The 21,908-nt window shown below is 67.1% G+C and carries 24 protein-coding genes; 19 read left to right on the top strand and 5 right to left on the bottom strand.

What is annotated here, in order from left to right:
- Nucleotides 1-91 precede the first annotated feature (91 nt).
- The 4 genes from ACW177_RS10285 to ACW177_RS10270 are packed head-to-tail and all read left to right on the top strand — an operon-like array spanning nt 92 to nt 3,262.
- Nucleotides 92-721 (top strand): TetR/AcrR family transcriptional regulator, encoded by a 630-nt coding sequence (locus ACW177_RS10285; RefSeq protein ID WP_492025625.1) that lies wholly within the window; start codon nt 92-94, stop codon nt 719-721.
- The gene (locus tag ACW177_RS10280) at nt 718-1,521 is read left to right on the top strand and encodes an ABC transporter substrate-binding protein (protein ID WP_492025624.1); all 804 of its coding nucleotides are present in this window, start codon (nt 718-720) and stop codon (nt 1,519-1,521) included. The genes ACW177_RS10285 and ACW177_RS10280 overlap by 4 nt, the downstream gene beginning before the upstream one ends.
- Nucleotides 1,518-2,507 carry a FecCD family ABC transporter permease gene (locus tag ACW177_RS10275; protein WP_492025623.1) on the top strand — a complete coding sequence of 330 codons (990 nt, stop codon included), beginning with the start codon at nt 1,518-1,520 and terminating at the stop codon, nt 2,505-2,507. The genes ACW177_RS10280 and ACW177_RS10275 overlap by 4 nt, the downstream gene beginning before the upstream one ends.
- Nucleotides 2,495-3,262 carry an ABC transporter ATP-binding protein gene (locus ACW177_RS10270; protein ID WP_492025622.1) on the top strand — a complete coding sequence of 256 codons (768 nt, stop codon included), beginning with the start codon at nt 2,495-2,497 and terminating at the stop codon, nt 3,260-3,262. The genes ACW177_RS10275 and ACW177_RS10270 overlap by 13 nt, the downstream gene beginning before the upstream one ends.
- Here ACW177_RS10270 and ACW177_RS10265 read toward each other — a convergent pair.
- On the bottom strand, nt 3,256-5,316 hold the full coding sequence (locus ACW177_RS10265) for a lytic transglycosylase domain-containing protein (RefSeq protein ID WP_492025621.1): 2,061 nt from the start codon (nt 5,314-5,316) through the stop codon (nt 3,256-3,258). The two genes, ACW177_RS10270 and ACW177_RS10265, sit on opposite strands and share 7 nt — an antisense overlap.
- Nucleotides 5,317-5,442: 126 nt before the next feature.
- Between ACW177_RS10265 and dapA the strand changes: the two genes are divergently transcribed.
- The gene (gene dapA / locus ACW177_RS10260; protein WP_492025620.1) at nt 5,443-6,327 is read left to right on the top strand and encodes a 4-hydroxy-tetrahydrodipicolinate synthase; all 885 of its coding nucleotides are present in this window, start codon (nt 5,443-5,445) and stop codon (nt 6,325-6,327) included.
- Nucleotides 6,327-6,800 carry an SsrA-binding protein SmpB gene (gene smpB, locus ACW177_RS10255; protein ID WP_492025619.1) on the top strand — a complete coding sequence of 158 codons (474 nt, stop codon included), beginning with the start codon at nt 6,327-6,329 and terminating at the stop codon, nt 6,798-6,800. The genes dapA and smpB overlap by 1 nt, the downstream gene beginning before the upstream one ends.
- A 321-nt stretch (nt 6,801-7,121) precedes the next feature.
- Here the strand turns inward: smpB and ACW177_RS10250 are convergent, their stop codons facing one another.
- Nucleotides 7,122-7,760 carry a uracil-DNA glycosylase gene (locus ACW177_RS10250; RefSeq protein WP_492025618.1) on the bottom strand — a complete coding sequence of 213 codons (639 nt, stop codon included), beginning with the start codon at nt 7,758-7,760 and terminating at the stop codon, nt 7,122-7,124.
- Nucleotides 7,757-8,299, bottom strand: coding sequence for a LabA-like NYN domain-containing protein (locus tag ACW177_RS10245; protein ID WP_492025617.1), 543 nt, complete (start codon nt 8,297-8,299; stop codon nt 7,757-7,759). The genes ACW177_RS10250 and ACW177_RS10245 overlap by 4 nt, the downstream gene beginning before the upstream one ends.
- Between ACW177_RS10245 and folK the strand changes: the two genes are divergently transcribed.
- The 10 genes from folK to ACW177_RS10195 all read left to right on the top strand — a co-directional run bounded on the left by folK (nt 8,298) and on the right by ACW177_RS10195 (nt 17,315).
- Nucleotides 8,298-8,873: a 2-amino-4-hydroxy-6-hydroxymethyldihydropteridine diphosphokinase gene (gene folK, locus ACW177_RS10240; protein ID WP_492025616.1), complete on the top strand. Its 576-nt coding sequence runs from the start codon at nt 8,298-8,300 to the stop codon at nt 8,871-8,873. The two genes, ACW177_RS10245 and folK, sit on opposite strands and share 2 nt — an antisense overlap.
- An 85-nt stretch (nt 8,874-8,958) precedes the next feature.
- Entirely contained in the window at nt 8,959-9,318 is a 360-nt protein-coding gene (gene rpoZ / locus ACW177_RS10235) for a DNA-directed RNA polymerase subunit omega (protein WP_271166033.1), read from the top strand.
- Between the two features lie 89 nt (nt 9,319-9,407).
- Complete coding sequence (locus ACW177_RS10230) at nt 9,408-11,609, top strand: RelA/SpoT family protein (RefSeq protein WP_492025615.1); 2,202 nt, start codon at nt 9,408-9,410, stop codon at nt 11,607-11,609.
- Nucleotides 11,610-11,648: 39 nt separating this feature from the next.
- Nucleotides 11,649-12,233: an orotate phosphoribosyltransferase gene (gene pyrE, locus ACW177_RS10225; protein WP_154726190.1), complete on the top strand. Its 585-nt coding sequence runs from the start codon at nt 11,649-11,651 to the stop codon at nt 12,231-12,233.
- Nucleotides 12,234-12,257: 24 nt separating this feature from the next.
- The gene (locus tag ACW177_RS10220; RefSeq protein ID WP_492025614.1) at nt 12,258-12,998 is read left to right on the top strand and encodes a pyridoxine 5'-phosphate synthase; all 741 of its coding nucleotides are present in this window, start codon (nt 12,258-12,260) and stop codon (nt 12,996-12,998) included.
- The gene (gene acpS / locus ACW177_RS10215; protein WP_492025613.1) at nt 12,995-13,396 is read left to right on the top strand and encodes a holo-ACP synthase; all 402 of its coding nucleotides are present in this window, start codon (nt 12,995-12,997) and stop codon (nt 13,394-13,396) included. Before ACW177_RS10220 ends, acpS begins: the two co-directional genes overlap by 4 nt.
- Before the next feature lie 57 nt (nt 13,397-13,453).
- Nucleotides 13,454-14,410: a signal peptidase I gene (gene lepB / locus ACW177_RS10210; protein WP_492025612.1), complete on the top strand. Its 957-nt coding sequence runs from the start codon at nt 13,454-13,456 to the stop codon at nt 14,408-14,410.
- Nucleotides 14,410-15,120 (top strand): ribonuclease III, encoded by a 711-nt coding sequence (gene rnc, locus ACW177_RS10205; RefSeq protein ID WP_492025611.1) that lies wholly within the window; start codon nt 14,410-14,412, stop codon nt 15,118-15,120. Before lepB ends, rnc begins: the two co-directional genes overlap by 1 nt.
- Nucleotides 15,117-16,064, top strand: coding sequence for a GTPase Era (gene era, locus ACW177_RS10200; RefSeq protein WP_492025610.1), 948 nt, complete (start codon nt 15,117-15,119; stop codon nt 16,062-16,064). The genes rnc and era overlap by 4 nt, the downstream gene beginning before the upstream one ends.
- Before the next feature lie 15 nt (nt 16,065-16,079).
- On the top strand, nt 16,080-17,315 hold the full coding sequence (locus ACW177_RS10195) for a serine hydrolase domain-containing protein (RefSeq protein WP_492025609.1): 1,236 nt from the start codon (nt 16,080-16,082) through the stop codon (nt 17,313-17,315).
- A 223-nt stretch (nt 17,316-17,538) separates the two neighbouring features.
- Here the strand turns inward: ACW177_RS10195 and scpC are convergent, their stop codons facing one another.
- Entirely contained in the window at nt 17,539-19,050 is a 1,512-nt protein-coding gene (gene scpC / locus ACW177_RS10190) for a succinyl-CoA:acetate CoA-transferase ScpC (protein ID WP_492025608.1), read from the bottom strand.
- A 187-nt stretch (nt 19,051-19,237) separates the two neighbouring features.
- Between scpC and ACW177_RS10185 the strand changes: the two genes are divergently transcribed.
- From ACW177_RS10185 to recO, 3 genes are read left to right on the top strand one after another with little or no spacing between them, the layout of a single operon-like run.
- A complete protein-coding gene (locus ACW177_RS10185) occupies nt 19,238-19,843 on the top strand; it encodes a flavodoxin family protein (RefSeq protein ID WP_492025607.1) in 606 nt (201 codons plus the stop codon).
- 22 nt (nt 19,844-19,865) lie between these two features.
- Nucleotides 19,866-20,378 (top strand): nuclear transport factor 2 family protein, encoded by a 513-nt coding sequence (locus tag ACW177_RS10180; protein ID WP_492025606.1) that lies wholly within the window; start codon nt 19,866-19,868, stop codon nt 20,376-20,378.
- Nucleotides 20,378-21,109, top strand: coding sequence for a DNA repair protein RecO (recO, locus tag ACW177_RS10175; RefSeq protein WP_492025605.1), 732 nt, complete (start codon nt 20,378-20,380; stop codon nt 21,107-21,109). The genes ACW177_RS10180 and recO overlap by 1 nt, the downstream gene beginning before the upstream one ends.
- Nucleotides 21,110-21,132: 23 nt before the next feature.
- On the opposite strand, the gene ACW177_RS10170 is transcribed toward recO, so the two are convergent.
- Nucleotides 21,133-21,621, bottom strand: a complete 489-nt coding sequence (locus ACW177_RS10170; protein WP_492025604.1) for a hypothetical protein — start codon at nt 21,619-21,621, stop codon at nt 21,133-21,135.
- Nucleotides 21,622-21,908: the final 287 nt, after the last annotated feature.

The raw sequence follows: 21,908 nt of genomic DNA, 5'->3' as shown, positions 1-21,908 counted from the left end.
ATATTCAGGTTGCGCAACCTTGTTATCCAAGGGCTGTTGGCGTCGGTGGCGGATTGTCGCTATTCAACGGCGGCCTGATCCGGAGTCGCCGTTGTCCGTCGTTTCGCCATCCTCGCGTTCCAATCGCAAACCCAAGGGCGAAGGCCATTCGCGGCGTGGAGAAATCCTGGCCGCCGCCGAACGCATCTTCGTCGAGCACGGCTACGAAGGCGCGACGATCCGCAAGATCGCCGACGAGGTCGGCCTGTCCTCGACGGCGCTCTATATGCATTTCCCCGACAAGGGGGCGATCCTTCAAGAGATATGCCGGGACGCCTTCGGCCGACTGATCGCGACCGGGGCGTCGCTGGACGCGCTGGACGCAGCCCCTGAGGTGCGTCTGAGGCGGATGATCGAGGCCTATGCCCAGTTCGGCTTCGACCATCCGAACGCCTACCGGCTGATCTATCTGACCCGGCCCGTCGAGGCGCGCGAAGGCGCCCAGAGCCTGTCGCAGGAACTGGGGGCGGGCGTGTTCTCGGCGTTCGAACGGCTCGTGGGCGAAGCCGTGGCGGCGGGGCGGATGACGGGCGATCCCCGCACCATCGCCCAGGCGATCTGGGCCGCAACCCACGGCGTGGTCTCGCTGATGATCACCAAGCCCTATTTCCCCTGGGCCGACCGCGACACCCTGGTGAAGACCACATTGGACGCCGTCTTCGCCGGTCTGCTGAAGCCGTGAGACCGGTCTGGGGGCTGGCGGCTGGAGCTGTGCTTCTGGCTGCGACCGGAAGCGTCGAGGCGCGGCCGTTGCGGGTGATGGCGCTGGATCAGTGCGCCGATCAGTATGTTCTGGCCCTGGCGCCCGACGCCGACCTGGCCCTGTCGCCGCGCGCCGACGATCCTGACGCCTGGATGCGGCGCGAGGCCGCCGGGCATAGGCGGCTGCGCCCTACGTTGGAGGCGGCGGTCGGGTTCAAACCCGATGTGGTCGTGCGATATTGGGGCGGCGAGCCTCGGCTGCTGGCGGCCCTGGAGCAGCGCGGGACCAAGGTGGTCACCATAGCGGACGCGACCGATCTGGACGGCGTGCGGGCTAACATCCGTGTGGCGGCGCTGGGACTGGGACAGGTCGAGCGCGGCGCGCGGCTGGAACGGACGATGCAGGCCAAGCTGGATCGCGCGGCGCCGCCTGCCGCAGGCCCGAAGCCGGGCGCGGTCTATCTGACCTCGGGCGGCTATACGTCCGGGCCGGGCACGCTGATGGATGCGATGATGCGGGCGGCGGGGTTCCGCAATCTGACCAAAGCGCCGGGCTTTGGGGCTATCAGCGTCGAGCGGATAGCGCTGGAGCCGCCGATCCGTTTCGTGCTGGGGTTCTTTGATCAATTGCGGGCCGACTGGCGGGGGCCGGGGCGTCACCCGGTGGTGAAACGCGCCGCCCAGGGCCGAACGGCGGCGAAACTGCCTGCGGCGGTGCTGACCTGCCCCGCCTGGTTCGCGGCGGACGGGGTGGAGATGATGGCGAAGGGACGGCCATGAGCCGGACGGTTCGGTTATGTCTGATACTGGGATTGGTCTGCCTGGCGGCTGTGGCGGCGGCGGTCCTGTTCGGCGAGACGGGTTTTGACGGCGCTCAATATGCGGCGGCGTTCAGCGACCCGGCCTCGGGGCCGTGGGAAGTGCTGTGGCAGGTGCGGGCGCCGCGCGCCGTGTGTGCTTTGGTCGTCGGGGCCTGCCTGGGACTGGCGGGGGCGGTGATGCAAGGCTTGCTCCGCAATCCGCTGGCCGATCCTGGGGTGCTGGGCGTGTCGGCGACGGCGGCTCTGGGGGCGGCGCTCGCCATTGTTCTGGGCGGCGCTGTGGTGGCTGGAGCGGTCGAGATTTCGGCCCTGGTCGGGGCCGGGGTGGCGGGCGGATTGCTGATCGTCGCCGCCGGACTGATGCGGGCGCCCGAGGCGCTGATCCTGTTCGGGGTCGCCCTGTCCAGCTTTGCGGGTGCGGCGACCGCCCTGATCTTCAACCTGTCGCCGTCGCCCATCGCCCAGGCCGAGGTCATGTCGTGGCTGTTGGGATCGGTGCAGAACCGGAGCTGGGTCGATGTGGCCTGGGTCGCGCCCGCACTTGCGGTCGCGGCGGTTTTCACCGGGCTGTCGGCGAAAGGCTTGCGGATGCTGACCCTGGGCGACGAGACGGCAGCGGCGTCTGGCCTGTCCATGGGGCGGTTGCGGGTCTTCGCCCTGATCGCGGCGGCGGTGGCGACGGGCGCGGCGGTGGCCGTGGCGGGCGTGATCGGCTTCGTCGGTCTGGCGGCGCCCCATCTGGTGCGGGCGGCGGTGCGGGGGGACGCGGGACGGATATTGGCGCCTTCGGCCCTGGCCGGCGGACTGATGCTGGTGGTCGCCGATCTGGCGGCGCGGCTGACGCCGACGGATCAGGAGCTGAAGCTGGGGGTGTTCACCGCCCTGATCGGCGCGCCCCTGTTCGCCCTGATCGCCTGGCGAGCGGCGCGGGAATGGCGGCTGTGATCGCGCCTCTGACGATGTGGGACGCCGATGCTAGCCTCGGCGGCCGCAAGGTGCTGGACGGTGCGGACGTGCAGGTCGAGTATGGCCAACTGGTCGCCTTGGTCGGTCCCAATGGCGCGGGGAAATCCTGCCTCATCAAGGCGTTCGCGAGTCTGCTTGAGCTGAATGGTGGTGTGGCTCGTCTGAATGGAGACGACGTCAGGACGCTCTCGCCGCGAGAGCGCGCCAGACGCATCGCCTATCTGCCGCAGGAACGCCGCATCGCCTGGAATCTTCCGGCCGTCGAAGTCGCCGCCCTGGGCGCGCCCTTCTTGTCCGGCGCCGACGCCTTGGTCCGGGCCCATGCCGCCCTCGCCGAGGTCGGCATCGCCCACCTAGCGGATCGTGGCGTGGCCGAGATGTCGGGCGGCGAGCGCGCCCGGGTGCTACTGGCCCGCGCCCTGACGACCGATGCGCCGTTGCTCCTGGCGGACGAGCCCATCGCGGGCCTCGATCCGGATGCGCAACGCCTGGTGCTGGAGCGGCTGCGCGCGCGCGCCGACAGTGGGGCCGGGGTGCTGGTCAGTCTGCACGATCTGACCTTGGCGGCCGCCGTCGCCGACCGGGTCGTGGTCCTGGACAAGGGGCAGGTCGTGGCGGACGCCCCGCCCATGGAAGCGCTGGAGCCGGACGTGCTCCGACGCGTGTTCGGCCTGGACGGGCAATGGATCCAGGGGCCGGACGGGCCGCTGCTGGCGGCCCGCCGCGCTCAGTAGGCCATATAGGGGCGAGGACCGACGGCCGCGCCGCGCGCGATGTCGGCCGAGGGCGTCAGGGGCGCCGACCCGCCGTTCAGACGGGCCTTGTAGACCGCCATATTCTCCATGACCCGCATCATATAGTTGCGCGTCTCGGTGAAGGGGGCGCATTCGATGAAGTCGATCGCCGCATTGGCGTCGCCGCGCGGGTCGCCGCAGCGGGCGATCCACTGGTTCGGACGGGCCGGGCCGGCATTGTAGCCGACCGTGGCCAGCAGCATGGAGCCGTTATTGGCCGCCATCAGCTCGCCCAGGTGATAGCTGCCCAGGGTCATGTTGTAGTCCGGATCCCACAGCTGTTCGGCTGAGAAGCTCATGCCCAGGCGACGGGCGACGCCGGCCCCCGTGGAGGGCAGAAACTGCATCATGCCGCGCGCGTCGGCGCCGGAGCGGGCGCGGGGGTCGAAGCTGGATTCCTGGCGGGTGATGGCCTGGGTGAACTCCAGCGGCGCGGCGCCGGCGACCTGGGGCGGGATTCGGACCGGGTACATGCGTTCGGGCATGACGAAACCACGCTGACTGGCGGCGCGGCCGACCATCATGGCGGTGAAGCCTTCGCCATAGCTGCGGGTCAGGTCGATCAGCAGGGCCAGATCTTCGATGGTCGGCAGATCATTGTCGAGCTGGTAGGCGAAGACGCGCAGCAGGCTGGTCTCGCCGGTTTCTCCCAGAATGCGGGTGGCGCGGACCAGTTCGTTGGACTCGAACCGGGTGATGTCGGCCTGGGTCGGAGCCGACTCGCCGGGCAGTTGCAGGGTGGTCAGTCCCGCCTTTTCCGCCGCCAACTGGCCGTAGAAGGTCTGCCAGTGCTGGGCGCCGTTGCGATAATAGGTCTGGGCGGCGTCGCGCTCGCCCCGCGCCTCGGCGGCCCGGCCCAGCCAGTAATAGGCGCGGCCCTGGGTGATCGGAGTGGAGGAGGCGGTGCGCAGGGCTTCGAAATGGCGGGCGGCGACTTCGGGCTGATTCAGCTTGGTCAGGGCGACCCAGCCGGCGAAGAACTCCGCGTCCACCATCCGGTCGCCGGAGGTGAAGCCGTGGCCGTTCATGGCGTCATAGGCGGCGCGCCAGTTTCCTTGCTGAAGCGCGTCGAGATAATAGTTGCGGCGCTCGGTCCACAGGGTGTTGTCGCCCGCCGAGTGGGCAGGTGCGGGCGGCAGATTGGCCAGAAGCGGGAAGGCTTCCGACTGGCGGTTCTGCGAACGCAGGATGCGGACCCGTTCCAGCGTCACCGCAGGATCGGCCGCCTGGGCGGGCGTTAGGCCGGCGATGACGGCGTCGGGGCTGTAGGCGGTGCGCAGCGTCATGACCGTATTGGCGATGGCCGCCCGTTCTGGCGAGACCAGGTTGAGCATGGCGCGCGTCGCCGGGCCGTGCGGGCCGAGCAGCAGCATGTTCAGCCGCGCCTCATGATCCGCCAGGGTCAGCTCGCCGCCCCAGCGGGCGAGGATGCGCGATTGCGGTTCGGCGTCGAACGAGCGGGTCCGCCACCAGTCGCGGATCAGGGCCTGGGCCTCGCGCCGCCGTCCGCGCTGTTCGAGGGCCGAGGTGTTGGCGATGGCGCCTTGTACGGTTTCGGGCGGGTGGTCGGAGAAGAGGGCCATGATGGCGTCCGGCGTGGCGCCGACGCGGTCCAGAACCGCTTCCGCGGCGGCGCGACGTGATTCGGCGCGCGGCCACCCCTTCAACGCGGTCTGGGCCTGGGCGAGTTCGGCGTAGGATAGCTGTTCGCCCGAGGTGTCGATCAGGGCCCATTCAATCAGTTTGCGCGCCGTCGGGTCGCCCAGTTGGGAGATGGCGGACTGGGCGCCCGGGATGTCGCGCGCTCGCGCCGCCGCCAGGCCCTGGCGGAACAGCGCCGTGTCCTGATCATTGAGGACGCGGCCCTGGTAGGTGGGGCTGTAGCCGGGAACGGATTGTGAGACGGCGGAATAGGGAACAGGTTGACCAGGCAGGGCGTCCTGCGGGGTCGGAGCGAGGACGGCGAGGGCCGCCGCCAGGCTGGTCGCGATCATGATATTTCCTGTTCTCATTCATCCCGGTTGCGGCGAAGCCGCTGGCGACCTAACGTCCCGCGCTCTTAAAGACAGAGGTTCTGGACATTCGTCCATCGCCCCTCCCCACGCAGGCTAGCTAGTCCCATGACCGCCCCCTTGTTCAAGGGCGTGATCACCGCCCTGATCACACCACTTCATGACGGAAACGTGGACGAAGCCGCATTCGCCACCCTCGTCGAGCGTCAGATCGCCGCAGGCGTCGACGGTATCGTACCCGTCGGCACGACGGGGGAGGGCGCCAGCATGGATCTGGACGAGCACAAGCATGTGATCGACCTGTGCGTCCGGCTGGTGGCGGGGCGCGTCAAGGTCATCGCCGGGACCGGATCGCCCTATACCAAAGAGGCCGTCGAACTGACCCGTCACGCCAAGGCGGTGGGGGCGGATGGGGCGCTGATCGTCACCCCCTATTATATCCGTCCTTCGCAGGCGGGCATGGCGGCGCATTTCGAGGCTGTCGCCGATGCGGTCGAACTGCCGATCCTGCTGTACAACGTGCCGGGACGAACCGGGGCCGATCTGGCCAATGAGACGGTGGCGCGGCTGGCGGTCCATCCGAACATCGTCGGCATCAAGGACGCCACCGGCGACATGAGCCGGGCGAGTTGGATGCGCGCCAACATCAGCGGCCAGTTCGATCTGATCTCGGGCGATGATTCCAGCTATCTGGGTTATCACGCCCACGGCGGGGTCGGTTTGATTTCGGTGGCGTCGAACGTCGCGCCCGAGGCCATGGTGGCGCTTCACAATGCGCTGGCGGCCGGGGATTACGCCGCCGCCCGCGATTGGCAGGATCGTCTGATCGGCCTGTGCAAGGCGCTGTTCCTCGACAATTCGCCGGCGCCGACCAAATACGCCCTGGCCCGATTGGGTCTGTGCCGCGAGGAGGCGCGCCTGCCGCTGTCGCCGACGTCGGATGAGGTCAAGCCGCTGATCGACCGCGCCATGGCGGATGCGGGCGTCGTCTGATGGCGCCAAAGCCGCAGTCGAAGTCCAAGGTGATCGCTGAGAACCGTCGCGCGCGGTTCGACTATTTCCTCGAGGACAATATCGAGGCCGGAATCCAGCTGCTGGGCACCGAGATCAAGGCCCTGCGCGACGGACGGGCCAATATCGCCGAAAGCTATGCGGCGGTGGAGGGGCGCGAGATCGTCCTGATCAACGCCGACATCCCGCCGTACAAACAGGCCAACCGCTTCAACCACGAGCCGCGCCGGCCCCGCAAACTGCTGTTGCACAGAAAGCAGATCGACCGGTTGATCGGGGCGGTGCAGCGCGACGGTCAGACGATCATTCCGCTAAAACTGTATCTGAACGACGCGGGCAAGGCGAAGCTTGAGATCGCCCTGGCCAAGGGCAAGAAGCTGCACGACAAGCGCGAAGCCTCGGCCGAGCGGGATTGGCAGCGCGACAAGGCCCGGCTGATGCGGGACAAGGGCTGAACCGAGCTTTCAGCGGGCCGAGCGCTTAACCCAGCGGTCGAGCGTCGGACACGCCGGGCAGATCGGCGAATCCGTATCCTGTTCGCCCCCCTGTTCCCGCCGAGGGGTTGAACAAGCCTCCCGTGAGCAAGGTCAGCGTCGTCACCGCCACCACGATGACCGCAGCCAAGAGCGCGAGCCTGCGCTCGCTGCGTGAAAACACCCCGTTCGTGCGTCGCATAGTCCAGCCTCCCGCTGGGAGACGAACGCCAAAGGCTCGCCTCTGTTCCGCCTTATTTGGAGATTGGCGTATTCGTGCGACAGGCGAGTAACAGTTGATGGTTAGCGGGCGATCAGGTCTCGCGCCCGCTCGAAAACGGCTTCGAACATGGCGGGGGTCAGGCGGCCCGTGTTCGTGTTGAGCCGCGAGCAGTGATAGGAATTCAGGATCACATATCCGCCGGCCTCGCCTTCCGCCCCGTGGCCCGCCGGCATGGACGAGGCCGGGCGGCCGAAAGCCTTCAGAATATTGCGGCGGGAGACGTCGCCCAGGGTGACGATCACTTTGAGATTGGGCAGCAGGGCCAGGCGGTCGATCAGGAAGGGGCGGCAGGTCGTCTCTTCGATCGGCAGGGGTTTGTTGCCGGGCGGGGCGCAGCGGACGGCGTTGGTGATCATACAGTCCACCAGTTTCAGGTCGTCGTTTCCGTCCGGATCATAAGACCCCTGGGCGAATCCGGCCTTCTTCAGGGTGTCGTAAAGGAGCCAGCCTGCGTGATCGCCGGTGAAGGGACGGCCTGTGCGGTTGGCGCCGGTGCGACCCGGCGCCAGGCCGGCGACCAGCAGGCGCGCGTTCGGGTCTCCGAAGGAGGGGGCGGGACCGTTCCACCAGTCGGGGTTCTGACGGGCGTTCTCGCGGCGATAGTCCACCAGACGGGGGCAGAGGGGGCAGTCGCGCGGCGGCTCGGGCGTCAGACTCATTGGGCGCCGCCGGTCTTGGGCCGGCCGAAGTCTGTCATCAGGTCGTTGAGATCCAGGAAGGCGTCGGCCTGGCGGCGCAGTTCGTCGGCGATATGTGGCGGCTGCGTCTTCTGGGTCGAGATGACGGTGACGCGGACGCCCTTCGCCTGCACCGCCTGGACCACCCGGCGGAAGTCGCCGTCCCCCGAGAACAGCACGACATGATCGAGATGCGGGGCCAACTCCAGCATATCGACCGCGATCTCGATATCCATATTGCCCTTGATCCGGCTGTGTCCGGAGCCGTCGGTGAACCGCTTCACCGGCTTGGTCACGACCGAGAAGCCGTTGTAGTCGAGCCAGTCCACCAGGGGCTTCACCGGCGAGAACTCTTCGCCCTCGACCACCGCCGTGTAATAATAGGCGCGTGTCAGGACGGACTTCTCGCGAAACCAGTCCAGCATCCGCTTGAAGTCCAGGTCGTATTGCAGCGCGCGGGCGGCGGAGTAGAGGTTTGACCCGTCGATGAAGATCGCCAGGCGGTCGGTGGAATGAAACATGGTCGAGGCCGTCGAAAGGGATGAAGAATATGGCGTCCCGGCGGGGGCTCGGGTCGATGTGGGAATCGACGGGGCGCTCGATCTGGACGCAGCAGTCATCGTGGCGCTGGGCTGTAATGACAAGGGGGTGTGGTCCTCTTGCCGCGAGGCGCTGGAAGCGGCGCTGGCGCGTTTCCGCAGCGAAGGGATCGACATCGTGGCCCGGTCGTCATGGTGGTCGTCGATGGCCTGGCCCGATCCGCAGGACCCGCCCTTCCTGAACGGGGTGGTGATCGTGCAGACGCGCCACGATCCGCACGCCCTGATGGCGGCGCTTGGCCGGATCGAGGACGTGTTCGGCCGACAGCGGTCCGTCCGCAACGCGCCGCGCACCCTGGACCTGGACCTGATCGCCTATGGTCGGTTGAGCGGGGATCTGGACGGACTGATTCTGCCGCATCCGCGGTCGGCCGAGCGGCGGTTCGTCATGGGGCCGATCGCCGAGATCGCGGGGGGGTGGGTGCATCCTCACGGCGGCGTGGCGAGGGATCTGGCCGCTGCGGCGACCGTGGCGCAGGACGCCCATCGGGTCTGACGCCGCACTTTCGCCCCGCTAGCGTTGCAAAACACAGTCCCTATCTGTATTTGACGCGGTTCTCCCCCGCGTTCGAGGAATTTTCATGGCCCGCGTCACCGTCGAAGACTGCATCGAGAAGGTCCCGAACCGCTTCGGCCTGGTTCTGCTGGCCGGTCACCGCGCGCGCAGCATCGCCAATGGCGCCGCTCTGACCATCGACCGCGATAACGACAAGAACCCCGTCGTCGCCCTGCGCGAGATCGCTGACGACACGGTCGTGCCGGACGAACTGCGCGAGACCATCATCACCACGCTGCAACGCGTCGATGAGCGCACTGAAGCCGAGGACGAGGCGGAAACCGTCGCCCTGCTGGCCGAGCCGCAACACATGAACATGGCTGAGGCCGAGCTGATCCGCGCCCTGCAAAGCGACCGCGACGGCGGCCAGGAGGAGCGGTACTGACGCCCGAGGGAGCCCCTGGCGTCACTATCCTGCCGGCGCGGACCGAAACGGTTCCGCCGGCGCCCCAAGCTGCGAATAAAAACGATCCCATGCCGACCGCGGATGATGCGGCGCCGGCGCCGAAGCGCGCGCCCATCCTGCGCCAGTTCGAGCTGATCGAGGCCGTCAAGGCCTATGACCCCACCGCCGACGAAGCGCTGCTGAACCGCGCCTATGTCTATGCGATGAAGATGCACGGCTCGCAGATGCGGGCCTCGGGCGATCCCTATTTCGCCCACCCGATCCAGGTCGCGGGCATACTGACCGACTACAAGCTCGACACCGCGACCATTGTCACAGCTCTGCTGCACGACGTGGTCGAGGACACGTCCGCGACGCGCGACGACATCGCCCAGATGTTCGGCGAAGAGGTTGCGGTCCTGGTCGAGGGCGTCACCAAACTGAGCCGGCTTGAACTTCAAGCCGAGCATACGCGCCAGGCCGAGAACCTGCGTAAGTTCATCCTGGCCATCAGCCGGGATGTGCGGGTGCTGCTGGTCAAGCTGGCCGACCGGCTGCACAACATGCGCACGCTTCAGTATGTGAAGCCTGAGAAGCGCGAGCGGATCAGCCGCGAGACCCTGGAAGTCTATGCGCCGCTGGGGCGGTCGATCGGTATTCACTCGATCGCGTCCGAGCTGGAAGAACTGGCCTTTACTCACCTGAACCCTACGGCCAAGACCGCCATCGAGCGGCGGCTGGAGGCGCTGAAGCTGGAACACGGTCGCGCCATTGAAGGCGTGGCGGGCGAAGTCGAGCGGGTGCTGTCGGAGGCCGGGGTCGGCGCCCATGTCTTCGGCCGCCAGAAGACGCCCTATTCGATCTGGCGGAAGTTGCAGCGCAAGTCGGTCGGATTCTCGTCCCTGTCGGACATCTACGGCTTCCGCGTGATCGTGGAGGCCGAGGACGACTGCTACCGCGCCCTGGGCGTGATCCATCGCGAATGGCCGATGGTGCCGGAGCGGTTCAAGGACTTCATCTCGACGCCCAAGTCGAACAACTATCGCTCGCTGCACACGACCGTGGTCGGGCCGCGCGGTCTGCGCATCGAGATGCAGATCCGCACCGAGGCGATGGATCGGGTCGCCGAGGACGGGGTCGCGGCCCACTGGCGCTACAAGAACAAGTCTTATGGCTTCGACCGCGAGGCGATGGAGCAGGGGGGCGGTCGCGACCCGCTGCAGAACCTGCGCCACCTGGTGCAGGTGATCGAACACGGCGAGGGCGGCGAGGACTGGGTCGAGCACGCCAAGCTCGAAATGTATCTGGATCAGGTCTTCGTCTTCACGCCCAAGGGGCGGCTGGTGACCCTGCCGCGCGGGGGCATGCCGCTGGACTTCGCCTATGCCGTCCATACCGAGGTCGGGGACACGGCCGTCGGCGTCAAGGTCAATGGCGAGCTTAAGCCGATGCGCACGCCGTTGCAGAATGGCGACGTGGTCGAGATCATTCGCGGGGCCAAGCGCGAGGTGCCGGCCGACTGGCGCAGTCTGACCGTCACGGGCCGGGCGCGGTCGGCCATCCGGCGCCACATCCGCACCTCCGAGCGGGAGGAATTCGTCAAACTGGGGCGCGTGGCCTTGCAGCAGACCTTGGCGCGCATCGACAAGACCCTGGCGGAAGTCTCGTTGAAGCCGATCCTGGAGACCCTGGCGGTCGCGGCCGACGATGATGTGTTCGAGAGCCTGGGGCGTGGACGGCTGTCGCCGACAACTGTTGCCGAGACCCTGTTCCCGGCGCTGAAGGGACGGCTCAAGGCCGGGCCGGAGAAGCAGAGGATCGAGGGCGATACGGCGCGTCTGTTCGTCCGGGGCGGTGGGCTGACGCCGGGCGTCAGCGTCCATTTCGGCCAGTGTTGCACGCCTGTGCCGGGAGACCGGATCGTCGGCATTCTGGAGCCCGAGGTCGGACTGACCGTCCACACCATCGACTGCCAGTCGCTGGCCGCCTTCACCGATGACGATTCGGTCTGGCACGACCTGCAATGGACGCCTCAGGCCGAGACCGACGCCGTGGCGGCGGTTCGCCTGAACGCCACCATCCGTAACGCGCCCGGCGTGCTGGGGCAGGTGACGACCCTGATCGGGGAGGCCGGCGGCAATATCATCAACCTGTCGATGGCCTATCGGCAGCAGGATTTTTTCGATGTGACCCTGGATGTCGAGGTCGAGGACGCGAAACACGCGACCATGATCATGGCGGCGCTGCGGGCCAATCCGTCGGTCGACAACGTGGATCGCGGTCGAGGCTGAGCCTTTCGCTCGGCGGGGCGAGGCGCTAAGACCGCCGCCATGAACACCCAAGACGTCCTCAACGAGTTCCGCGACGCCGGCGCCCTGCGCGAAGGCCATTTCGTCCTGTCTTCCGGCCTGCACAGCCCGGTCTTCCTGCAGAAGAACCTGGTCTTCATGCAGACGGACCGCTGCGAGCGGCTGTGCAAGGCGCTGGCGGACAAGATCGTCGCCACTGTCGGACCGGTGGATGTCGCCATTTCGCCGGCCGTGGGCGGCATCATCCCGGGGTATGAGACCGCGCGTCATCTCGGCGTGCCGTCGATGTATGTCGAGCGCGAAGGCGGCCAGTTTAAACTGCGGCGCGGCTTCTCGGTCGAGCCGGGGCAGAAGGTGGTGATGGTCGAGGATATCGTCACCACGGGCCTGTCGTCGCGTGAGTGTATCGCCGCCATCCAGGCCGCCGGGGGCGAGGTCGTCGCCGCCGCCTGTATCGTGGATCGGTCGGGCGGCAAGGCGGATGTCGGCGTGCCCTTGATCGCCCTGGCGTCGCTGGAGGTGCCTGCCTATCCGGCCGACGCCCTGCCGCCGGAACTGGCGGCCCTGCCGATCGAAGATCCGGGCAGCCGCAGACTTTCAAAGTGATGCTCGGGCTGGCGAGGAGCTGAGATGCGCGAACGGGTCAGGCTGGGCGTTAATATCGATCACGTCGCCACCGTGCGGAACGCGCGCGGCGGGACCCATCCGGACCCGGTTCGGGCGGCCGAGGCGGCGCTGGCGGCCGGGGCGGACGGGATTACCGCCCACCTGCGCGAAGACCGCCGCCACATCACCGATTCCGACATCGAGGTGCTCAGCGCCTTGTGCGCCCGGGCGGGCAAGCCGCTGAACTTCGAGATGGCGGTGACGGAGGAGATGCTGGCCATCGCCCTGCGTCATCGTCCCCACGCCGCTTGCCTGGTGCCCGAACGGCGCGAGGAAGTGACGACCGAAGGCGGGTTGGCGGTGGCCGGGTTCGAGGCGCGGATCGCGCCGGTGGCGAAGGCCCTGGCCGAGGCCGGGGTGCGGGTGTCGCTGTTCATCGAGCCGTCCGAGGCCCAGGTCGAGGCCGCTGCGGCTGTGGGCGCGCAGGTGGTGGAGTTCCACACCGGCCGCTATTGCCATCTGACCGATCCCGGCGAGCGGGAGGTGGAGTTCGAACGGATCGCCGCCGCTGCGGCCCAGGCCGACATTCTGGGGCTGGAGGTCCATGCCGGGCATGGTCTGGATTACGATACGGCCCCGCGGATGCTGGCCATTCCTGAAATCCGCGAGCTGAATATCGGTCATTTCCTGATCGGCGAATCCATCTTCATCGGCCTGGACGCTGCGATCCGGCGGATGCGGGCGGCGATGGACGCGGCCAAGTGATCATCGGGGTCGGCGCGGACCTGTCGGACATCCGGCGGATCCAGGCCTCGCTGGATCGGTTCGGCGAACGTTTCAAACAGCGCTGTTTCACCGACATCGAGCGGACCCGGTCGGATCGGAAGCCGGACCCGGCCTGGAGCTACGCCAAGCGGTTCGCGGCCAAGGAGGCCTGCGCCAAGGCGCTGGGCACCGGAATGCGGGCGGACGTCTATTGGCGCGACATGGGGGTGGTGAATCTGCGCTCCGGCCAGCCGACCCTGGCACTGACCGGCCATGCCGCCGAGCATCTGGCGCAGCTGATACCGGCGGGTCATGAGGCCAAGATTCACCTGACCCTGAGCGATGAACACCCCTATGCACTCGCCTTCGTGGTGATCGAAGCCTTGCCGCTGTCGTAATCGCGATATACCCGTCATTGAACGACCGCGCAGACGCGGCAAGGGATGCCTGATCGCATGAGCGAAGACCAGAAGCCGCAAGACGCCGAGGCGGCCAAGACCGATGCGACCGACCCCACGCCGGAGGAGGTCTTTGCTGCGTCTGAAGCTGATGCGCCCGTCGAGGCGGTAAAGAGCGATGCTGCTGAGAAGCGCCCTGTCTGGAGCGATGACGGCGACGCGCCGTTCGAAGAGCCGTCGGCCGCGCCGGTGAAAGCCCAAAAGAAGGCGAAAGCGGAACCGAGCGCCGGCGACGAGACGATGGAGATCGTGAAGACGATCTTCTTCGCCCTGCTGATCGCCATGGTGCTGCGGATCTTCCTGTTCCAGCCCTTCACCATTCCGTCGGCGTCGATGGAGCCGAACCTGTACGAGGGCGACTATATCGTCGTGTCGAAATGGTCCTACGGCTATTCGAAACACTCGATCCCGTTCAGCCCGCCGCTGTTTGACGGCCGGGTGATGGGTTCGGCGCCGAAGCGCGGCGATATCGTCGTGTTCAAGCTGCCGCGCGACGACAAGACGGACTTCATCAAGCGCGTCATCGGCCTGCCGGGCGACCGGATCCAGATGATCTCGAACAAGCTGTATATCAACGACAAGCCGGTTGAGGACGTCGTGGTCAGGGAGCGCGAGATCAACGACATCTTTGGGGCGCATCCGGTCGCGCAGGTGCGCGAGACCCTGCCGGAGGGCAAGAGCTTCATGACCCAGGACTTCGGTCCCGGAAACGACCTTGACGATACGCCGGTCTATGAGGTGCCGGTCGGCCATTACTTCATGATGGGCGATAACCGCGATAACTCGATCGACAGCCGTGTCGAACAGTCCAGCGGCGTGGGCATGGTCCCGGCCGAGAACCTGGTCGGCAAGGCGCAGATCATCCTGTTCTCGTGGGAGCCCGGCGCGTCGCTGTTCAAGCCCTGGACCTGGGCCAATGTTCGGCTCGGACGGTTCTTCAACGTTCTTCACTGATGGCCAATCTGAGAGCTGAGGCGGTCACGGCGCTGCAGACGCGCATTGGCTATCCGTTCAAGGATGCGGGCTTGCTTGAACGCGCCCTGACCCACGCCAGCGTCGGCGAGGGCGCGCCTGTCGGCGTGCATGGACCGCGCGATAACGAGCGGCTGGAGTTCCTGGGCGACCGGGTGCTGGGCCTGCTGGTGGCCGAGAAACTGTCGCGGGACTATCCCACCGCCCATGAAGGCGAACTGTCGTCCAGCCTGCACGCTCTGGTCGACAAGACCGCCTGCGCGCGGGTGGGGGAAGCATTGGGCGTCGGTCCGGCCCTGCGTCTGTCGCCGGGCGAGACCAAGACGGGCGGGCGTCGCAAGGCCGGGGTCATCGCCGATGCGGTCGAGGCCATTCTGGCGGCCGTCTATCTTGACGGCGGGCTGGAGGCGGCGCGGGCCTTTTTCGACAAGGCCTGGGCGGCCGAGTTCGCGGCCCCGCCCTCGCGGTCCGTGACCAACCCCAAGTCCGCCCTGCAGGAGTGGGCCCAAGGGCAGGGCCGGCCGCTGCCGACCTATCGGGTTGCGGATCGGACGGGTTCGGATCATGCGCCGACATTCACCGTCGAGGTGTCCGTCGAGGGCGTGGAGCCCTTGACCGCACAGGGGCGTTCGCGTCAGGAGGCGGAGAAGGCGGCCGCAACGGCTCTCCTCAAACGTGAAGGCGTCATTTGACCGATATTGAAAACCAGCGCGCGGGCTTCGCCGCCATCATTGGCGCGCCGAACGCCGGCAAGTCCACGCTGGTCAACCGGCTGACCGGATCCAAGGTCTCCATCGTCACCCAGAAGGTGCAGACGACGCGCTTCCCGGTGCGCGGCATCGCCATGGAAGGCGACGCCCAGATCGTGCTGGTGGACACCCCCGGCATCTTCACCCCGCGCCGTCGCCTGGACCGGGCCATGGTCGCTTCGGCCTGGGGCGGGGCGCAGGACGCGGACGTGGTCGTCCACCTGATCGACGCCCAGTCGCACATCAACTCGGAAGGCCGTGAAGGCACGGCGGCCGACCGTCGCTCGGCCGAGGACACTGAAACCATCATCGCCAATCTTCAGTCCACCGGGACGAAGGTCATTCTGGCGCTGAACAAGATCGACGGTATGCGCCGCGACACCCTGCTGGCCCTGTCGCAGAAACTGTTCGAGAGCGGCGTGTACGACGAGGTCTATATGATCTCCGCCGCCAACGGCGACGGGGTCGAAGACCTGAAGCAGCGGCTGGCGCGGTCGATGCCCAAGGGGCCGTGGCTTTATCCCGAGGACCAGGCGGCGGACGTGCCGGTGCGGGTGCTGGCGGCCGAGATCACGCGCGAGAAGGTCTATCTGCGCGTCCACGAGGAACTGCCCTATTCGGCGGCGGTGGAGACCACCAGTTTCGAGGACCGCGCCGACGGCTCGGCCCGGATCGAACAGACCATCTATGTCGAGCGTGAGAGCCAGCGGCCGATCGTCCTGGGCAAGGGCGGCCAGACGCTGAAATGGATCGGCCAGAAGGCGCGCGAGGAGCTGAACGAGATCCTCGGCCGCCAGGTCCACCTGTTCCTGACCGTGAAGGTCGATCCGAAGTGGCAGGATTCGCGGGCGCTCTACGCCCAGTTCGGTCTCGATTTCGACGTCTGAGTTCACGTGTTTGAAGTGCCGCGTACCCCTGGGGCTCATCCCCGGCTCGTTCTGGGCGTCCTGGGGGCGCTGATCCTCGGCGGCGCGGTCTGGGCCGGATTTTCGACGTCGGTCAAACCGGTCAGCGATGCGATGCGGGCGGCGATCAGCCCCGACACGCCGCCGCGTCCGCCGCTGGTCGTGGTCGAGGATCTGCCGCAGCTGGCGGCGCGGCTGGAGCGCGAGGGCGCGGCCGGGCGGTTCATGGGCGGGGTTCTGGTGGCCAAGGGCGACCGGGTCCTGTTCCGCCAGGTCTATGGCAAGGCCAACTATGAGCAGGATCGGCCGTTGAAGCTGGACTCGCGGTTCAGGCTGGCCTCCATCTCGAAACAGTTCACGGCGACCGCCATTCTGCGTCTTCAGGATGAGGGGAGGCTGAGCGTCTCCGATCCCGTCTGCAAATGGATCCAGCCCTGTCCGAAGGCGTGGGAGCCGGTGCGGATCAGCCACCTGTTGTCGCACACCTCGGGCATCCCGGACCTGATGGCGCGGCCGGGCTGGGGCATGCGGCGCACGACGCCGGCGACCCTGGACGAGCTGACCGAGGATTCGAAGCGGTTCGGCCTGCAGTTCGCGCCGGGGACCAAGGTCCGTTACGATAACGCCGGCTTCAACCTGGCTGCGGCCATCGTCGAGAAGGCCAGCGGACGGCCGTTCGAAACCTATATGCGCGAGACCTTCTTCGGTCCCCTGGGCATGAAGGACAGCGGGCTGGATCTGGACGGCGGCGACCATGGGGCGATCATGGGTTACGCCAACTTCCCCGCCGGACTGGCGGCCCAGCCGAACGCCAACACCTCGATCGTCGCGGGGGCCGGGGCGGTCTATTCGACGCTGGACGATCTGCTGGTCTGGCAGAGGGCGCTGCACCGGGGGGAACTGCTGAAGCCGTTCAGCTATCAGCAGATGCTGGCCGATCATGCGCCGGCGGACGCGCCCAAGGAGCGGGGCAGACCGCGCCGCGACTGGGGCTACGGCATATTCTCGAACCGGCTGGGCGATCAGGTCCAACCCAGTTTCCAGGATCGCCAAGTCTATCACACCGGCAGCTGGGGCGGGTTCCGCAATCTGATGCTGTATCAGCCCGAGGCCGATGTGACGGTGATCGTGTTGTCCAACAATTATCACCTGCGCGACCAGGTCTTCCTGATCAGCCAGCAGGCCATGGCCGAAGCCCTGGGCCGCGAGTTCCCGACGACCCTGGACCGATAGGCCCAAGCCGGCGGCATGGCGCAAAAACAGGGCGCCAAACGTGCCAAAGGCGCCAAACGTGCCAAAGGCGCCAAACCTGCCAAACGCGCCATACCTCAGTCTCCCCATCAACACCGGCTCCCAGTCTAAGGGCGTTTGAGGGCGCGGTGAGATGAAGGGTGAAAACGGGGCGCAAAGCCTTGCGCCGCCGTGTTCAGGATGGATGGGAAATAAATTTGGGCCGTCAGGCGGGGAGCATGGACCCTGTGTCGATGTAGCGCTGGTGCCAGGACAGGGCTTCGTTCAGCAGGTGGGGCGACTGGAGGCCGTAGGAGCCCTTCAGCGCGCGCTCGTAATAGTCGGTCAGGCCGTCGCGGTATTTGGGATGGGCGCAGTGGGCGATGATCAGTTTGGCCCGCTGTTTCGGCGACAGGCCGCGCAGGTCGGCCAGACCCTGTTCGGTGACGATGACCTGGACGTCCTGGGTGATGTGGTCCACGTGGCTGGCCATGGGGACGATGGCCGAGATGGCGCCGCCCTTGGCCGTGGAAGGCGTCACGAAACACGAGATGAAGGCGTTGCGCGAGAAGTCGCCCGAGCCGCCGATGCCGTTCTGGATGCGCGATCCCATGACCTGGGTCGAGTTGACGTTGCCGTAGATGTCGGCCTCGATCAGGCCGTTCATGGCGATACAGCCGAGGCGGCGGATCAGCTCGGGGTGGTTTGAGATCTCCTGGGGGCGCAGGATGATCTTGCCGCGGAACTGCTCCATCCGGCTGTTCATATCTGCCGCAGCCTCGGGGCTGAGCGAGAAGGCGGTGGCGGAGGCGACGGTCAGCTTGCCGGCGTCCAGCAGGTCCAGCATCCCGTCCTGGATCACCTCGGTATAGGCGGCCATTCGTTCGAACGGACTGTCCATCAGGCCCGCCAGCACGGCGTTGGCGACATTGCCGACGCCAGACTGAAGCGGCAGCAAGGCGGCGGGCAGGCGGCCGACACGGACCTCGTGCTTCAGGAACTCGATCAGGTGACCGGCGATGGCGCGGGCGTTGGCGTCCGGCGCGGCGAAGGGCAGGTTGCGGTCGGGGGCCTCGGTCTCGACGATGGCGACGATCTTGTCCGGATCGCAGCGGAAGGTCGGCTGGCCGATCAGCTGGTCGGGCCGGGTCAGGGGGATGGGCACACGATTGGGCGGCAAGGCCGTGCCGTAATAGATGTCGTGCATCCCCTCCAGCGCCGGATTCTGCCAGGCGTTGACCTCGAGGATCACCCGCTCGGCCCGGTCAAGCCAGGTCTTGTTGTTGCCGATGGAGGAGGAGGGCACCAGGCTGCCGTCGGCGTTGATGGCCGAGACCTCGACCACGGCGGTGTCCAGCGGCCCCAGCACGCCCTGCCATACCATGGGCGCCAACTGGCTGAGGTGCATGTCCAGATAGTCCATCTGGCCCGAGTTGATCTTCTCACGCGCGATGGGGTCGGAGTTGTAGGGCAGGCGGCGTTCGATGCCGTCGGCCTTGGCCAGGGCGCCGTCCAGTTCCGGGCCGGTGGAGGCGCCGGTCCAGAGGTTCAGGCGGAAGGCGTCGCCGGCGGCGTGGGCGGCCTCGATCCGCGTAGCCAGGGCCGAGGGTACGGCCTTGGGATAGCCCGAGCCGGTGAAGCCGCTCATGCCCACAGTGGAGCCGGCGGGGATCAGGGCGGCGGCGTCCTGGGCGGACATGACCTTGGAACGCAGGGATTGGCTGCGGATACGTGACATCGAACTCTTCAGGTTGGCGGCCGGGGAGGGCCTGGGCGTCTCGGTTAGGCGGCGCCGCTACGGCGATCTATTCGACCTTGGTCGAGGATGGGCGGCAGGTCCATGATCTCCATCAAATGATCCGGCCGATCCGATGGAACACCCGACGGAACCATAGGTTAGCAAGAGACCGACAGGAAGGATCGCCATGAAAGCCCTTGTTCTGAACTGCACGCTCAAGCCGTCGCCCGAGACTTCGAGCACCGAAGCCCTCGCGCAGGTGGTGATCGACGAACTGGAGAAGGGCGGGGCTGAGGTCGAGATGGTCCGGCTGGTCGATCTGAACATCAAGCCGGGCGTGAAGACCCAACAAGGGGCGGGCGACGACTGGCCAGGGGTGCATGAAAAGATCATGGCGGCCAATATCGTCGTCTTCGCCACACCGACCTGGGTCGGGCAGATGTCCAGCATCTGTATGCGGGCGCTGGAGCGAATGGACGCCCTGTTCGAAGAGACGGACCACAGCGGACGGCCCGTGGCCTTCGGCAAGGTGGGCGGCATCGTCATCACCGGCAATGAGGACGGCGCCCATCATATTGTGGCGACGGTGTCCCAGGCTCTGCTCGACATGGGGTTCACTATGGCGGCGCAGACCTGGACCTATTGGCACCTCGGCCCTGGAGCGGGGCCGGACTATGTCGAGACCGACGAGGGGCACGACTATTCGGATCGGGTTGGGCGCAACGCGGCGCGGAACATGCTGGCGCTGGCCAAAGTGCTGACACCGGACACCTACCCCGTTCCCGAAAGCTGAGAACAGGACTAGAACAGGCGACATGATCGCCGCTCTATTCACCGCCCTGGTCCTTCAATCCGCGCCGCCGCTGGCGGCCATGGTCCCCGCACGGGACGACCGTATCAGCACCGCCGCCCAGCGGGGGGCGGACGAAGCGGCGGCGACCCTGGATCGGATGCACCAGGCGGCGGCCGACGCGGACGGCGAAACCTATTTCGCCCAGTTCAGCGACGGCGCCCGGTTCGTCGGGACCGACGCCTCAGAGCACTGGGACATTCCAACCTTCAAGGCCTATGCGGAACCGATATTCACGCGGGGACAGGGCTGGACCTATCGGCCCTATGACCGGACCCTGATCATCTCGGGCGACGTGGCCTGGTTCGATGAGAAGCTGGACAACGACAGTTACGGCGCGCTGCGGGGATCCGGCCTGTTGAGGCGGACCGGGCCGGGCGAGGTCTGGAAGATCGAGCAGTATGTGCTCAGTTTCACGGTGCCGAACGACAAGGCCAGGGCGGTCGTGGACGTGATCAAGTCCGCCGCTGCCGACTGATGGATTTCCATGAAGAGGCCTTCGTCCTGTCGGCGCGCAGCCATGGCGACACCGGCGCCGTGGTGGACCTGCTGACCGAGAACCACGGGCGGCGCGCGGCCTATGTGGCGGGCGGGGCGTCGCGGAAGATGAAACCCTTCCTGCAAGCCGGCGCGCGGGTGGTGGCGGACTATCGGGCGCGGACCTCGGATCACCTGGGCGGGGCGCGGCTGGAGCCGGTGGGCGAGGGGCCCAGCGCCCTGTTCGACGACGCCCTGGCCCTGACCGGCCTGGCGGCGGCGGCGGGGGTGGCCCAGGGCGCCTTGCCGGAGCGGGAGCCGCATCCGGGGGTGTTTCTGGCCTTTGAGGCCTTGATGGGGGCCTTCGCCCTGCCGGACGTCTGGCCCGCCATCTTCGTGCGGTTCGAAGCGGGGCTGCTGGAGGATCTGGGGTTCGGGCTCGATCTGTCGAAATGCGCGGCGACGGGGACGGCGGACGATTTGGTCTACGTCAGTCCCCGCACCGGGCGGGCGGTCAGCCGCGAGGCCGGCGCCCCCTATGCCGACAAGATGCTGACCCTGCCGCCCTTCATGCTGGGGGCGCAGGCGGGGCTGGTCGAAGGCGACGTCAAGGCGGGCTTCGACCTGACCGGGCATTTCCTGGAGCAGTTCGTCTTCCACCCGCAGAACAAGCCCCTGCCGCCGGCGCGTGTCTGGATGCTGGACAAGCTGGCCGAGACGGGGCGTCTGTAGGACCGCCCCGTCCTATCGGCGCGTCAGTCTTGCCAGACCATGCTGGCGATCCCGATCGAGCGGTCGGGCGTAAAGGTGAGCGTAAAGCCGTGCAGCCGGGCCAGCTCCGCCTCCGACTCTGGGGAGAAGAAGATCCCCAAGACCATCTTGTGGGCCGGACCCAGTCCCATTCCCATGGCGCCGTTCAACTTCCAGACATCGTAGCGCAGCCCATCGACGAAGGCGCCCCAGTTGCCCAGGGATTCACACTTCATCTCGACGACGATCTCGTCTGCGGGCGGGTTCTGGAACGGGTCGTTGACCAGAAAGTCGGCGCGGGAATTGTCAGGATAGACGCGCGGCTCGCGCTGGATCCAGGCATCTGCGGCTGCGGCGTTGACGCAGGCGGCGATCTCCGCCTGGGCCCAGGCCTCCCAGCCGCCCGCCAAGGGCCAAACATTGCGGATTCGACCGACATTGGCGTCGGCCCAGCCCTGAACCAGGGAGAGAAAATCGCGGGGTAAAAGCGGCATTGGACCAGTTCTCCGATGAGGGGCCGGCTTCACCGCCGGCGGTTGAGTGGGCGAGCGGGCGGCGCCAGGCGCGAAGGGCTCTTGCCGCGTCGCCTTGGCGGCGAGGCTGAGGAGCAGCAGGTCGAAAGCGGTCCCCATGGATGACACCTCCCTGGTCTGTTCGGCAGGGCGGGAAGCCATGACCCTGCGCCTGGATCGCCCGAGGGGATGACGGCGGGCGGCCCGCTCCGTGAATGAGCATGGGAAAAGAAAATCAACCATGAGTAGTTCACATCCGTCGGCTTCGG

This window comes from Brevundimonas sp. AVps23W (genome assembly GCF_058681395.1).
This window is presented reverse-complemented; position numbering and strand designations above follow the sequence as displayed.